Genomic DNA, 14,793 nt, shown 5'->3' with positions numbered 1-14,793 from the left:
CGGACGGGTGCCCGAATAGAAACAGGGCGCGGGAAAGACCCGCGCCCTGCCTAATTTATTGTCACTTGATGCGATACCAGTCCGCAACATTCCACAGTTCGGAATCCCAAGTGTTCAGGATCACGCCGCCCAGAGAATTGGCATGTGCGGACACACGGCCACGATCCACCAGTGGCACGATTGTGTAGGTGTCCTTGGTCAGCATATCGTTGAGCTTCTTGGCGATCTCACCGCGCTTTTCCAACTCGCCTGTGCGTGCAAGCTCGTCCAGTAAAGCGTCGTAAGCAGGATCGCAGAAGCGGTTGATGTTCTCACCCTGCCACTGGCTTGATGGCTTGGGTTCGTTGCCGCAGCGATAGGCCGACAGATACGCCTGAGGGTCAGTGCCATCGAAGTTGTTGGCATACATCTCTACGTCCGCGTAGAACTTCTGGAAGGTGTCGGGCGATCCGGGGTCACCGCCGAAGAACACCGAAGCGTCGAGGTTGCGCAATTCGGTTTCGACACCGATCATGCTCCACCATTCCTTGATTAGCGCCTGAAAGTCCTGACGAACGGCGTTTGTCGAAGTCTGGTACAGTATCGACAGTTTCACGCCATCCTTGTCGCGGACGCCGTCGCCGTCGCTGTCAACCCAGCCCGCTTCGTCCAGCAATGCATTGGCGCCGTCGATGTCTTGCGTCAGGCATTCTGTGTTGTCCGATGCATATAGCGCTGGCGCAGGCACGAGGTTACACGTCGGACGGCCAGCCTGACCGTAGCCAACTTCAACCAGCAGTGGGCGATCAATCGCCATTGAAAGGGCTTTGCGCACTTTCATGTCGCTGAGGAACGGGTGTGGGTTCGCAACAGTCGACCGTTCGCCTTCGGGCAGGTCAGGTGACGGGTTCGTCAGATTCATCTCCAGCCGCTCTACCAGTGTGCCAAATGCTGCAATGGGCGTGCCTTTGCCGCCTTCTGCCATCTTGGCCAGCACGTCTGGCGCAAGCTGCAGGTTCCAAGCGTAGTCAAATTCGCCCGTTTCCATGACCGCGCGGCCGGCGGCCGTGGCGTCGCCACCACCTTTGAATGTCAGCGAGGCAAAGGCAGGCTTACCCGCTTCGCGGAAGTTCTCGTTCGCTTCCATCTGGATCACGTCGTTTGGACGGAAATCCGTTACCACGAAGGGACCTGTGCCGATCGGGTTGAAGTTGGCCTCGGTGCACTCTGGGGCTTTCGCGCCAAGGCAGTCAGCAAACTGTGCAGCCTGAATAATCGGGGACTGGCCGCCCATGAATGGGCCATATGGGTTTGGCTGAGGCTGGTTGAATGTGACTTTGACCGTCAGATCGTCCACTACGTCGACCGAAGTTACCCCGTCGAATTTTGCAGCCTGCGCGCAGCCGCCTTCGGGGTGCATGCAGTAATCAGCGGTGAACTTCACGTCAGCAGAGGTGACCGCAGAGCCGTCGGACCAGACGAGGCCCTCTTTCAGTTTCCATGTGATCGTCGTCAGATCCGAAGATACCCCACCGTTTTCGACAGTCGGTATTTCTGCCGCGAGATAGGGCACCAAAGCGCCGTTCTGGTCGTAGCGGCCAAGCGGTTCGATGACGAGGGAGGCGGACTCAATGTCTTTTGTGCCGCCAGAGAGATACGGGTTCAGGATGGAAGGGGCCTGCCAATAGATGATATTGACTTGGCCGTCGCGTCCACGCTCGCCTTCGTGGCCGTCGGCAAGGACGGCCGGTGCAAAGGCGGTGGTCGCAATCGCGCCCATCAGTATGGTTTTGAGGTTCATGTTTTACTCCGTGTTGGACATTAAAATGCCGTTTGCAGCGCTCTCCGTAGGCGCCTTTGGAATGCAACTCTGGAAATCTCGGCACAAAGTTGTCTTTCGACAACGATAAATGTTCAGCAATTCCCCGGTCGCGTGCAATCATCGAAACAGGTTTTGGCGAAAATGCAAGCCTTGTCGCATCGTCAACGGCTGAAATGGGTCGCTGGGGTTTGACACTTCAGCACGGATGCACTTAGCGTCGTCGGAAGGATAATCCGGAGCGCCCATGTTAGATCACACACCCGCCGATCCGGCCAAGGATCCAATCGCCCAGATCAAGAAGTTGCGGGTAGAATTCCAAACCAAGGACGGACCTGTTGTCGGCGTGGAAGATGTGTCTTTTGACATTCACGCAGGCGAGACCGTCTGCGTCGTGGGCGAAAGTGGTTCGGGTAAATCGGTATCATCGCTGTCGCTGATGCGCCTTGTGGAATTTGGCGGTGGCGAGATTGCCGGCGGGGAATTGCTGTTTGATCGCGCAGAGGGGGAAGACATCGACCTGGCAAAGACTGATGCCGAGCTGATGCGTACGATCCGAGGCAATGAGATCGGAATGATCTTTCAGGAACCGATGACTGCCCTCAACCCGGTTTTTACCGTAGGGCGGCAACTGACCGAAGGCCTCAGGCTGCACAAAAACATGAGCCAGCGAGAGGCCGAAGCGCGCGCGCTTGAACTACTGCGCGAGGTGCGCATCCCCGAACCTGAAAGGCGGCTGAAACAGTACCCGCACGAACTTTCCGGTGGCATGCGGCAGCGGGTCGTGATTGCCATGGCGCTTGCGTGCAAACCTCGGCTGTTAATTGCGGACGAGCCAACCACAGCATTGGATGTGACCATCCAAGCCGAGATTCTCGCGCTTATGGATAGGCTGAAACGCGAAACAGGCACGGCTGTGATGTTTATCACCCACGACATGGCTGTTGTGGCTCAGATGGCGGATCGCGTGGTCGTCATGTTCCGCGGCAACAAGGTCGAAGAAGGCCCGGTAGACCAGATTTTCGAGAACCCGCAACATGCCTATACGAAAGCGCTCTTGGCGGCTGTTCCGAAACTGGGCGAAATGACGGGCAAACCCTATCCGGAACCGATGAAGCTGCTGGGGCGCGAAAACAAGCAAACAGGCCCTATTCCCGGCACTGAAGAAGTGCTGCTGAGTGTAAAAAACCTGACTACGCGGTTTCCCGTCAAAGGTGGGTTTTTCCGTCGGACCGTAGCTAATGTTCATGCGGTTGAGGATGTCTCGTTCACAATCAACAAGGGGCAGACGCTCAGCCTCGTTGGCGAAAGTGGATGCGGCAAGTCGACTGCCGGACGGTCGATCTTGCGTCTGGTTGATCCATTGTCGGGCGAGATACGGTTGGGTGATACTGATATCATGGCGCTTGACGCGGGGGGGCTGCGGCAGGCGCGGCTCGACATGCAGATGATCTTTCAGGATCCGTTTGCCTCGCTGAACCCGCAGATGCAGTTGGCCGAACAGGTTGCGGAGCCGATCCATAATTTCGCCACGCTTAAGGGTCAGGCGGTGATGGATCGCGTTGGCATGTTGTTTGACCGGGTGGAGTTGCCACGCAGCTTCATGCGGCGTTTTCCACACGAGCTTTCGGGGGGGCAACGCCAGCGGGTCGCTATTGCGCGGGCGCTTGCGCTCAATCCCAAACTGATTATCGCAGACGAAGCGGTATCGGCGCTGGATGTTTCGGTTCAGGCGCAGGTCTTGAACCTGATGATGGAACTGCAGGCGGAGTTAGGGGTCTCTTACCTGTTTATCAGTCATGACATGGCCGTCGTAGAGCGGGTCAGCCATCATGTCGGTGTGATGTATCTGGGGCGTATTGTAGAGATCGGACCGCGCGCGCGTGTTTTTGAAAATCCGCAGCACCCCTATACGCAGGCGTTGATGAAGGCCGTTCCAATCGCCGATCCGCGTAAGCGAAAGGATGAAAAAGAATTGAACTTCAAACCCATCCCGTCGCCTATTCACCCCGCTGATTACAAACCGGAGCCGTCGCGATACAGGGAAATTGAACCGGGGCATCTGATCCTCGAAACCGATAGCGGCTACTAGGCAGTGAACGGGACCAAATTGCGCAAGAAGGCTCTGGTCACGGGGGGTGCAAAGGGTATTGGCCGCGCGATAGTGACCGATCTGGCCGCGGATCACGACGTCGCCTTTACGTATTTGCACACAACACCGGTACCGGACACCAAGGGACACGCCATCAAGGCTGATTTGCGTGATCTCCACGCGCCGTCAGCTGTGATCGATGCAGCACTGGCTGCCTTAGGCGGATTGGATGTGATCGTGCACAACGCAGGTGTTATCGCTCCTGCTGCACCGCAAGAATACCCGATGGCAGCATTGCGCGAGATGTTCGACTTGAACGTGCTGGCGGCGCAGGGGCTGCTTTCGCATGCATTGCCGCATCTGAAGCGGGGCGCGTCCGTTGTTTCCGTTTCTTCCGTAAATGCTGTTTTGCCGCCCAAAGGTGCCGCCCTCTTTGGCGCAAGCAAGGCCGCTCTGGAGGTCTGGACCAAAGGCATGGCCAAAGAGCTTGGACCTGAGGGCATTCGGGTCAACGCGGTTGCCCCGGGCGCGGTCAATATAGCCGAAGCACCGCGCGACGCAGAATTGACAGCACTTTTTGAAGAGATGACCGCCCTCGGCAAATTGGCGGAAGCTGCCGATATCGCAGCCGGAGTTCGTTTTCTTGTGAGCGACGCTGCGCGTGCTATTACTGGCGAAGTGCTGACAATTTCCGGAGGATACAGGTTGTGAAACCGCGTCTCAGCCCGCTTGAACTGATGCGAAAGCTGGTCTCGTTCCCAACGGTCAGTCGCGATACCAATTTGCCGTTGATTGATTGGGTGGCTGATTACCTGCAGGGTCATGATATCGAATGCCATATCTGGCCTGATCCGCAACAGCCTGAAAAGGCAGCTCTTTTTGCCCATGTCGGGCCGTTGCAAGAGGGGGCGGTCGTGTTGTCCGGACACACGGATGTTGTCCCGGTGGACGGGCAGGCGTGGGACAGCGACCCCTTCGAGGTGGTAGAAAAAAACGGCAAATATTACGGGCGTGGCACCTGTGACATGAAAGGCTATGACGCGTTGGCAATCTGGGCGCTGGTCGAGGCGCACTACGCGAACGTAAAGAGGCCGCTGCAATTGGCTTTAAGTTTCGATGAGGAAGTCGGCTGCACTGGCGCGCCACCGATGATCAAGGCAATGCAACCTCTCTTGCCCAAGGGAGAGGCCGTGATTGTCGGTGAACCGTCAATGATGCAGGCGGTTTCGGGGCACAAAGGCAGCACTGGTTTCGACGTCTTTGTTCACGGCTTTGAGGTACACGCATCCAACCTTGATCGCGGGGTAAACGCGATCATGTACGGAGCCAAACTGATCGACTGGGCCAATGAGGTGAATGCGGCAAACAAAGCGGCCGAACCTGATGCGATGGCGGCCATGTTCGACCCACCTTACACAACCGTGCATGTCGGCCTGATATCGGGCGGTACGGCGCATAACATCACAGCCAAACTCTGCCATTTTGATTTTGATTTTCGGGTCGTGCCGGGAGATCGAAAAGACGAGTGGGTAGCGCGATGCCGCGAAAAAGCGGCGGAATTTCAAGCGATTATGCAGTCTGTCATTCCTGAAACGCGTATTGAACTGCGGCCTCGTTTTGATGTGCCTGCGCTGGCACCTGAAGAGAATGGGGCTGCCGAAACCCTCGTTCGGAGCCTGACCGGCGACAATGCAAGCCACGTTGTCAGCTATGGCACGGAGGCAGGACAATTTCAGGAGGCGGGCTATTCTGCAATTGTCTGTGGTCCGGGTAATATTGCGCAGGCGCATCAGCCAAACGAATACATCACCAAAGAACAATTTGATGCAGGCCATAACTTTATGGAAAAGCTGCTGGCCCGGTTGGCGGGGTGATGCAGGCATTCCCCATTCACGCGCGACTGCCGGTCACCCATGCTAGCACATTACCTGATGCGGCGGATGTCGTCGTAATCGGCGGTGGCGTTATCGGTGTCTGTACGGCTTTGTATCTTGCGCGTCAGGGACAGAAGGTTGTTCTTGTTGAAAAGGGACGTATCGCTGCGGAACAGTCCAGCCGTAACTGGGGATGGATCCGGCAACAGGGCCGCGATCCGGACGAATTGCCGATCATGATCGAGGCCAATCGCCTATGGCGCGGTTTGGCAACGCAAACAAATGTGGATATCGGTCTGCAACAGTGCGGTGTCACCTATCTGGCGCGCGATGAGGCCGCGCTGGATAATTATGCCGCGTGGCTTCCCTATGCCAAAGCCCATGATCTGGACAGTCGTTTGATCTCAAGCGCCGAGCTTGGCACCCTGATGCCGGGAATGGCGCGCCAATATGCTGGTGCCTTGCATACTGCTAGTGACATGCGCGCCGAGCCATGGGTTGCCGTGCCGGCGCTGGCTGGAATTGCGGCGCGAGAGGGCGCTGTCTTGCGTGAAAACTGTGCTGTGCGTTGCCTCGACATTTCCGGTGGCGAAGTTTCGGGCGTGGTCACCGAAGCAGGTCGCATCCGTGCCAGTCGCGTTGTCCTGGCTGGGGGGGCATGGTCCGGCCTGTTCCTGGCAAACCACGGTATAAGCCTGCTGCAGTTGTCTGTACGCGCGACTGTCGCGTCGACTACGCCCCTGCCGCTAATTCACGAGGGGGCAGCCGCAGACAGTCACCTGGCGTTTCGGCGTCGCGCAGACGGCGGTTATACACTTGCGGCAGGGGGCTTTCACGAGCTGTTCCTTGGACCTGCTGCTTTCCGCCATGCATCAAAATTCTGGACACAGCTGAAATCCGATCCGCTGGATACCCGGTTTCTCGCACGTTCACCCAGAGGCTACCCAGACGGCTGGGGCACAGCACGTCGCTGGGACGGTGATATGGAAACGCCCTTCGAACGTATGCGTGTGCTCAACCCGCAGCCCAACATGACCAAGATCAATGTACTGGCAAATGACTTTCACGCACTTTTCCCTAAATTACCAAGACCTAAGGTTTCGCATGCATGGGCGGGAATGATCGACACGATGCCCGATGTTGTCCCAGTTGTGGATGAGATCGCTTCATTGCCGGGTTTGCTGGTTGGCACGGGGATGAGCGGCCACGGGTTTGGTATTGGCCCGGGAATGGGCCGCATCCTCGCTGATCTGGCGTGTGGCAAACCCGCGCGGCACGATCTTTCGCGTTTTCGGGTGTCACGTTTCCGCGATGGCAGCAAAATGCGGTTAGGGCCGGCGCTTTGAGAGGCGTTGGTTGGTTGCAGGCACGGCGCGGAGGCTTATGTTCCTTGAACATGACATTCATTAGTCCTGTCACCATCATCTGTGGTACGATACCTGACTGACCTCACCCTCAATCTAGGAGTTTCCGCTTCATGCCCATCAAGAACCGCTTTGCAGAGTTGCAACCAGAAATCGCGGCGTGGCGCAGGGACCTGCACGAGAATCCTGAGTTGCTTTTTGACGTCCATCGAACGGCTGGTATCGTTGCAGACAAGCTCAAAGCCTTTGGCTGCGACGAGGTTGTAACCGGCATCGGGCAAACTGGCGTGGTCGGGGTGATCAAGGGGCGCTCTGATCGCTCGGGCAAGGTCATTGGACTGCGCGCTGACATGGATGCGCTGCCAATTCCAGAAGCTACAGGGCTTGAATATGCGTCCAAAACGCCGGGCAAGATGCACGCATGCGGACACGACGGGCACACGGCAATGCTGCTCGGCGCTGCACGCTACTTATCGGAAACCCGCAACTTTGACGGCACCGCCGTTGTGATATTCCAGCCGGCAGAGGAGGGTGGCGGCGGTGGTCGCGAGATGTGTCGTGATGGCATGATGGAACGGTTCGGCATCCAAGAGGTATATGGAATGCACAACTGGCCGGGCATGGAACAAGGCAAGTTTGCCATTCGCGAGGGTGCGTTTTTTGCGGCCACGGACGTTTTTGAGATCACCATAACCGGCAAGGGCGGTCACGCTGCTTTCCCACATACAGTTGTCGATCCAACTGTAATCGCCAGTACAATCGTGACCTCGGCGCAATCCATCGTCAGCCGCAATACCAATCCCATCGATCAGGCGGTCGTGTCGGTCACATCATTTGAAACATCTTCAAATGCATTCAACGTGATACCGCAGTCGGTGACCTTGAAGGGAACCGTTCGAACTCTCGACAACGCAGTTCGTGACCTTGCAGAGGGGCAGCTGACCAGGTTGGCGACCGGAATCGCGGGAAGCTTTGGCGGCAAGGCAGATGTGGATTACCTGCGGAACTATCCCGTCACGGTCAATCATGCCGAACAGACTGCCTTTGCCGCAGAGGTGGCGCGAAGCGTTTCGGGAGACTGTGCCGATGCCGAACTCGTCATGGGCGGCGAAGACTTTGCCTTTATGCTCGAAGAGCGGCCGGGTGCATATATTCTTATGGGTAACGGCCCGTCGGCGGCTTTGCATCACCCCGAGTACAATTTCGATGACGAAGCGATCCCGGCAGGGTGCAGTTGGTGGGCCGAAATTGTCGAACAGCGCATGCCCGCTGCCTGATTTTCAGGCTTTCAGCATATCCCTGTAAAGAGCGATGAGCGTCTTAGCTTCGCGCTCTATCGTGAAATGCGTGGCAGCATGGATGCGCGCGGCTTTGCCGAATTGCATGCGTCTTTCATCGTCTGCGAGCAATTCCGTCAGGTGGGTTGTGATGGCTTCCACATCTTCAATGTCGACCAGATATCCTGTCTGCCCGTGCCGAACCAACTCCTCGAATGCTCCGACGCGGGTGGCGATGACAGGTGCACCGCAGGCCATTGCTTCGAGAGGGGTCAGGCCGAACCCTTCCCAACGTTGTGGTGCGATATAAAGATCAAGCGCTTGAAAGTGAGCCGCAAGATCGGCAATCGGAACTTCGTCGCGAAAGATGATACGCTGTGACAGCCCTGCTGAAGTGACTTTGTCCTTGAGGCCGTCGAGAAATTCCTGATGGTCGTCTGTGGCGCGACCCATCATGAGTGCGCGCCCTTTTGGGTTCTGTTGCAGGGCCGCTATCATCGCCTCGATGAACAGGTCGTTGCCTTTTTGCGGCCTGATCCGACCAAAGCACCCCACCAACGGCCCGTCGTCGGGCAAATTGAGTTGTTTCCGCAGAGCTTGCCTGTCGGCAACAGGTGAAAAAAGATCGCAGTCAATACCGTGATGCACGACCATGGAGTCACGTTCGAGATACTGAGCTGACTTTGCTGACGTGGCCACAATCCGGTCCATTTGCCGGATCAACCAGCGAGTAAATGGCTTGTGGTGACGTTGTGCAGCGGAGGTAAAGAGCAGCTTTAGCCGCTTTCTCAAGATGTGTTTCAGCGCCAGCCCGGCGACCATTTCCACATTGCGTCGAGCGTGCCAGACTCGCGGGCCGGAAGGCCCGCTGCGCGACATGCTCAAAAGTTTAGAGGGCGGCAGCGTGGGTACCTCGGGTGGCAGGTCCGGGGCGCAGGCTACGATGCCGATGGATTTTGCCTGCTCGGGAACCAGCCGGATTACGGTGGAGGTCACGCCTGAGTGCCGACGTTTGAAGTTCGGAGCAATCACGTCCACTTCGGACATCGGGGGAAGGGATGCGGTGCCGGTCAAGAAAGTTGTTCCTCCAGTTTCAGTCCGCTGATCAAACGGTCTGCAACGCCGTCAAGTTGCGATGATTTGCCCCGTACATAAGCACGGGCGGCGCGGCAGGACCCTTCCAAAACCTCTGGCTCGGACAGCATCCTGTGCACTTTAGCAGCGATTGCGTCTGCGTCTTGAACTATATGGGCAGCACCTGAAAGCGTCATCTCTTCATACGTTTCGGCAAAATTTTCGACGTGAGGACCTGATAGTGTGACCGCACCCGCCTGTGCGACTTCGAAAGGGTTATGGCCGCCAATCTGAAACAGGGAACCACCCAAAAATATGATTTTGGACAAGGCATACCAGTTTCCCAGCTCGCCCAGCGTATCGGCCAGATAGACGTCCTCATCATGGGGTTTTTCGCCTGCAGAGCGGATGGCGTAACTTTGCTCGTACGCGCCAATTATCCGCGCAATTTCCGGACCGCGATCGGGGTGGCGCGGTGCGAGGATCAGTAAAAGGTCCGGGTGATCATTGGCAAGCTGGGCGTGCGCTTGCAGGACAATTTGTTCCTCGTCCTTATGAGTTGACGCCGCAACCCAGATCGGTCGACCTTGCAGGGATGTGCGAATTTGCGCGAGTGTCGCCGGGTCTTGCGGAAGCGGCGCGGAGAGTGATTTGAGGTTAAAGCCGCGCGCAACGCGGTCTGCAGGCGCGTGCATATCCACCATCGCCTGCGCCATCTCGTCGTTCTGAGTGAGGATGAGATCAAAGCACGACAAGACATAGCGCGCGGTCTTTGGTCGCTTTTCCCAAGCCTTGCGTGACGATGGGCTCAGGCGGGCATTGACGAGGATCATGTTTGCGCCTGCCGCCTTTGTGCGGCGCAGCATTTGCGGCCAGATTTCGCTTTCAACAAATATCGCGGCGTCGGGCCGCCAGTGGCGTAAAAAGCGACTGACCGGTCCGGGAGCATCCAGCGGTGCAAACTGGTGATCCGTTCGTTCGGGCAAGCGTTTGGCAACCATCTGCGCCGACGTCGCGGTTCCCGAAGTGATCAGAAAATGTGCCCGTGGCAGGCGGCGTCCCATCGCCTCGATCAGCGCCAGAACCGACATGCTTTCGCCGACAGAGGCCGCATGAAACCAGATCAACGGCCCGGAACCGCGACGCGGCAGGCTCGCATGACCGAGTTTTTCGTGCGCACGCACAGCAGTAAAGCCTGCACGCCTGAGCTTGCGAACTTCGATCCAGGCAAAAAACGGCACCAGCAGCATCGTTGCTGCTGTGTAAATGTGGAAAAGAAGAGGGGGGCGCATAGCGCGGATCAGCCGCCCGTATGACTCATGTGCCGCGGCATCTGGCCATCAAGCTTTTGCCGCGAGTAGTCAAAATCATGCCCCTTCGGCTTGCGCATGATGGCAGCCCTGATGGCTTCCCGCAGCGGTTCGTCATCTTCGGGATGCGCTCTGAGTGGTGCGCGCAGGTCGGCTTGGTCTTCCTGACCCAGACACATGTAGATTTCGCCGGTACATGTTATCCGCACCCTGTTGCAGCTTTCACAAAAGTTGTGACTAAGTGGCGTGATAAACCCGATCTTCTGGCCTGTCTCTTCCAGTCTCACATACCGTGCAGGCCCACCTGTACGTTCCGCCAGATCTGTCACGGTGTAGTGCTCTGCGTATTTTGCGCGCACATCCTTGAGCGACCAGTATTGGCCGAGACGGTCTTCGTTACCGATATCGCCCATCGGCATGACTTCAATCCACGTCAGATCAATGTCGCGCTCGGCGCACCATTGGGTCATTGATGGCAACTCGGGCTCGTTGAAACCCTTCAGCGCAACCGCATTGATCTTTACCCGCATGCCTGCAGCTTGTGCAGCATCAATCCCGCGTAACACCTGCGGCAGCCGTCCCCAGCGCGTAACATCAGCGAATTTTGCTTCGTCCAACGTGTCGAGTGACACGTTCACACGACGCACGCCGGCTGCGTAGAGATCTTTTGCAAAACGTTCCAGCTGACTGCCGTTGGTGGTTAGCGTCAATTCCTTGAGCTTACCGCTGTCAAGGTGGCGCGACATGCTATTGAAGAACGTCATGATGCCTTTGCGAACCAGTGGTTCGCCGCCGGTGATCCGCAGCTTTTCAACGCCCAAGTCAACGAACGTCGAACACATGCGATCCAGCTCTTCCAGAGTGAGCAGCTCTTTCTTCGGCAGAAAAGTCATGTTTTCCGACATGCAGTAAACGCAGCGGAAATCGCACCGATCCGTGACGGATACCCGCAGGTAAGTGATGGCGCGCGCAAATGGGTCAATCAAAGGAGCTGTCATGCGTTAATTCGTACTCGGCTCGTTAAGGATCGGCAAGCGAATATGGTGGTTGTGGCGCCAGAGTGCACTAGCTACACCGGTCTCCATGACCAATGCCGCCCATCCTCTTGCCGCTCGACGCGCGTTCAGCGCACCAGTGGTGATAACGCTTCTGATCGGAATGATGGGGGGGTGCACCAATTTGGTCTTGCCGGACTGGATACCGCAGGAAAAACAGTCTGCCGAAATCGCGCCGCCCTCTGATTCCGGCGGTTCCGCTACTTCGACCCGCGGCGGAATACCCGTAGCAGATGCCACCCAAGCCTCTGAATTGGATCAAAGCACTGCTGCTGCGCGTCAGCAAGCGTCGCAGACCACGTCCGGAGCGCGTCCTTTGGGCAGCACCATCGCTTCTCTGGGAGACGCGACAGAGCCGGGATTTTGGCTGAAAACACCGCTGGTAGATGCACAAACTCCGGGGGTTCTTCGCAGCATGGCCACGGGAAAGACCGCGCAGGTGACATTGGTGCCAATAGAGGGGCCTGCAACAGCAGGCAGTCGTGTGTCACTCTCTGCCATGCGCCTATTAGAAGTCCCACTGACGGAACTGGTGGAATTGGAAGTCGCAACCCGCGGCTAAGTCTCTTTGTCGGACAGAATGAACGTGGGCGCTCCGTCAATCGTCGACTGGTTTTTGTCACGCCAATAGGTGGAAATGCCGTCCGAGCCCTTTTCGTCAGCCCAGTTTCCAAGAATATCCCGTTCGCCTTGATAGGCCATGAACGGCACCGCGTAGCCACAACTTGTCTGCACCATGTCTATGTCGACGTCGTAAATCTGGCGTGCGCCGCGCGATGCTGGGAAGTAGGCATTGAGCGCAGCAAAATCCGGATCGCGCGGATGCAAAGTACGCGCCGTGCCAAAAACGCGCAGGATCATCGGCTTTGCTTCAAAGCTACACCACAACAAAGTAATCCGGTTTACCTGCGCCAGATGTCCCGCGGTTTCGTTGCCTGACCCGGTCAAATTCCGCCATACAATGCGGTTCGGCCCCAAAACACGCAAGCTGTCCATCCCTTTTGGAGAGACGTTCACGCGACCTTCTTGTCCGGCGGTTGCACAAAAGAATATGTGCTGTGTCTCAATAAACCGCGTGAGGACATCGCTCAGCTTGTCAAATTTCTTGGCCATGAAACCTCCTGGAGATCATTCCACCGTAACGGATTTCGCGAGGTTGCGGGGTTGGTCCACATCGGTGCCCTTTGCCACCGCCGTGTGATAGGCGAGCAACTGTGCGGGCACAGAGTATAGGATCGGCGCGATGCTCTCGGCTACCGGTGGCATTTCGATCGTGGCATAAGCGCCGTCGCCAAAGTCGCGCAAGCCGTCTGCGTCCGAGATCAGGACGACCCGGCCTTTACGCGCCATGACTTCCTGCATGTTGCTCAGGGTCTTGTCGAACAGCGCGTCGCGCGGCGCCATGACGACAACCGGCACGTTCTGATCTACTAGCGCGATGGGTCCGTGCTTGAGCTCTCCGGCCGCGTAAGCTTCGGCGTGTATATAACTGATTTCCTTCAGTTTTAGCGCGCCTTCGAGGGCAAGTGGATACATTCTGCCGCGCCCCAGAAACAGCACGTCGCGTGCCTCTGACAGCTTGACGGCGGCACTGAGCATTTCCTCGTTGGCCTCGAGTGCGGTGCTGAACAGGCTGGGCAGGCCGCGCAGCGCAGAAAGGTGATCCGCGAGCTGATCAGAGCTGATTTCGCCCCGGTCTGACGCGGCTTTGAGCGCAAGCAGAAAGAGCACCGTCAACTGACAACTGAACGCTTTGGTCGAGGCGACACCGACTTCGACGCCAGCGTAAATCGGCAAAACCAGATCGCTTTCGCGGGCAATCGAGCTTTCGGGCACGTTGATGACAGAGACGATGCTGTCTGCTTTGCCCGCGCAGTACCGTAGCGCTGCCAGAGTATCCGCCGTTTCGCCCGATTGGCTGACAAAGAGCGCGGTCGTTTTGGCGGGGATGGGTGGTTCGCGGTATCTGAATTCCGAGGCGACATCCACTTCAACGGGAATGCGGGCAATCTGCTCAAACCAGTATTTGGCGGTCAGGCACGCATAGTAGGCAGTTCCGCAGGCAACCATGGTCAGCCGGTCAATCGCTGAAAAATCCATGCCAGTACCGGGCAGTGAAATCTCTCCGGAAGTGCTGATATAATGGCCGAGCGCTTGTGCAATTACGGTGGGCTGTTCTGCAATTTCCTTGGCCATAAAGTGCTTGTGGCCTGCCTTGTCGATCTTTGTGGCATCGACCTCGATTGATTTTATCGGGCGATCCACGTGTTGCCCTTTGCTGTCCGTAATTTCGACGCGGCTTCGGGTTATGACCGCGCGGTCGCCCTCGGCAAGATAGGTGATTTGGTTGGTCAGAGGTGACAGGGCTATCGCGTCCGAGCCGACGAACATTTCCCAGTCGCCATGACCGATGGCCAGAGGTGATCCGCGACGCGCGACGACGATCAGGTCGTCCTGACCTTCAAACAGAAAAGCCAGAGCAAAAGCTCCTTCAAGTTTGTCCAAAGCCATGTTGGCGGCTTCGACGGCGTTTGCTCCCTCTGCCATGAAGTGTTGGGTGAGTAGCGCGACGGTTTCTGTATCCGTTTCCGTTGAAAAGCTGATGCCGTGTTGTGCCAGTTCCTCGCGCAGTTCGCGGAAATTCTCAATAATGCCGTTGTGCACCACGGCAACTGGCCCTGCTTTGTGCGGATGTGCGTTGGCAACAGAGGGCGCGCCATGGGTGGCCCAACGCGTGTGCCCGATACCGGCCTTGCCGCGCAACGGGTCATGCACCAGAAGGTCTGACAGATTGACCAGCTTGCCAACCGCGCGTCGGCGGTCAAGCTTGCCGTCGTTTACCGTCGCAATTCCGGCACTGTCATAGCCGCGATATTCCAGCCGTTTCAGCGCTTCTACAAGAATCGGAGCGGCTTCGTGACTGCTCAGTACACCTACTATTCCACACAT

Annotated in this window: 12 protein-coding genes; 6 read left to right on the top strand and 6 right to left on the bottom strand. The window is 57.2% G+C overall.

All coding sequences use genetic code 11. From position 1 onward, the window contains the following. Window positions 1-61 precede the first annotated feature (61 nt). On the bottom strand, window positions 62-1,780 hold the full coding sequence (locus AC2D8V_RS08450; RefSeq protein WP_484733086.1) for a peptide ABC transporter substrate-binding protein: 1,719 nt from the start codon (window positions 1,778-1,780) through the stop codon (window positions 62-64). Between the two features lie 265 nt (window positions 1,781-2,045). On the opposite strand from AC2D8V_RS08450, the gene AC2D8V_RS08445 reads away from it, so the two are divergent. From AC2D8V_RS08445 to AC2D8V_RS08425, 5 genes are all read left to right on the top strand, one after another. After that, a complete protein-coding gene (locus AC2D8V_RS08445; protein WP_484733085.1) occupies window positions 2,046-3,890 on the top strand; it encodes an ABC transporter ATP-binding protein in 1,845 nt (614 codons plus the stop codon). Window positions 3,891-3,893: 3 nt separating this feature from the next. Further along, window positions 3,894-4,601, top strand: coding sequence for an SDR family NAD(P)-dependent oxidoreductase (locus AC2D8V_RS08440; RefSeq protein ID WP_484733084.1), 708 nt, complete (start codon window positions 3,894-3,896; stop codon window positions 4,599-4,601). Beyond that, window positions 4,598-5,764: an acetylornithine deacetylase gene (argE, locus tag AC2D8V_RS08435; protein ID WP_484733083.1), complete on the top strand. Its 1,167-nt coding sequence runs from the start codon at window positions 4,598-4,600 to the stop codon at window positions 5,762-5,764. Before AC2D8V_RS08440 ends, argE begins: the two co-directional genes overlap by 4 nt. Next, complete coding sequence (locus tag AC2D8V_RS08430) at window positions 5,764-7,110, top strand: NAD(P)/FAD-dependent oxidoreductase (protein WP_484733082.1); 1,347 nt, start codon at window positions 5,764-5,766, stop codon at window positions 7,108-7,110. The genes argE and AC2D8V_RS08430 overlap by 1 nt, the downstream gene beginning before the upstream one ends. A 131-nt stretch (window positions 7,111-7,241) precedes the next feature. Next, window positions 7,242-8,405, top strand: coding sequence for a M20 aminoacylase family protein (locus AC2D8V_RS08425; RefSeq protein WP_484733081.1), 1,164 nt, complete (start codon window positions 7,242-7,244; stop codon window positions 8,403-8,405). Window positions 8,406-8,408: 3 nt separating this feature from the next. Here AC2D8V_RS08425 and AC2D8V_RS08420 read toward each other — a convergent pair whose 3' ends face one another. The 3 genes from AC2D8V_RS08420 to moaA are packed head-to-tail and all read right to left on the bottom strand — an operon-like array spanning window position 8,409 to window position 11,787. Next, entirely contained in the window at window positions 8,409-9,452 is a 1,044-nt protein-coding gene (locus AC2D8V_RS08420; protein ID WP_484733882.1) for a glycosyltransferase family 4 protein, read from the bottom strand. Between the two features lie 23 nt (window positions 9,453-9,475). Continuing rightward, a complete protein-coding gene (locus AC2D8V_RS08415) occupies window positions 9,476-10,771 on the bottom strand; it encodes a 3-deoxy-D-manno-octulosonic acid transferase (RefSeq protein WP_484733080.1) in 1,296 nt (431 codons plus the stop codon). Window positions 10,772-10,779: 8 nt separating this feature from the next. Continuing rightward, entirely contained in the window at window positions 10,780-11,787 is a 1,008-nt protein-coding gene (moaA, locus tag AC2D8V_RS08410; protein ID WP_484733079.1) for a GTP 3',8-cyclase MoaA, read from the bottom strand. Between the two features lie 85 nt (window positions 11,788-11,872). Between moaA and AC2D8V_RS08405 the strand changes: the two genes are divergently transcribed. Beyond that, window positions 11,873-12,406 carry a hypothetical protein gene (locus AC2D8V_RS08405; RefSeq protein WP_484733078.1) on the top strand — a complete coding sequence of 178 codons (534 nt, stop codon included), beginning with the start codon at window positions 11,873-11,875 and terminating at the stop codon, window positions 12,404-12,406. Here the strand turns inward: AC2D8V_RS08405 and AC2D8V_RS08400 are convergent. Continuing rightward, window positions 12,403-12,957 (bottom strand): pyridoxamine 5'-phosphate oxidase family protein, encoded by a 555-nt coding sequence (locus AC2D8V_RS08400; protein ID WP_484733077.1) that lies wholly within the window; start codon window positions 12,955-12,957, stop codon window positions 12,403-12,405. The genes AC2D8V_RS08405 and AC2D8V_RS08400 overlap by 4 nt on opposite strands. Before the next feature lie 15 nt (window positions 12,958-12,972). Beyond that, window positions 12,973-14,793 carry a glutamine--fructose-6-phosphate transaminase (isomerizing) gene (gene glmS, locus AC2D8V_RS08395; protein WP_484733076.1) on the bottom strand — a complete coding sequence of 607 codons (1,821 nt, stop codon included), beginning with the start codon at window positions 14,791-14,793 and terminating at the stop codon, window positions 12,973-12,975.

The sequence above is a fragment of the Roseobacter sp. YIN89 genome (assembly GCF_057219365.1).
Note: the sequence above shows the minus strand (reverse complement) of the source record. Positions and strands in the feature narration are given on the sequence as shown.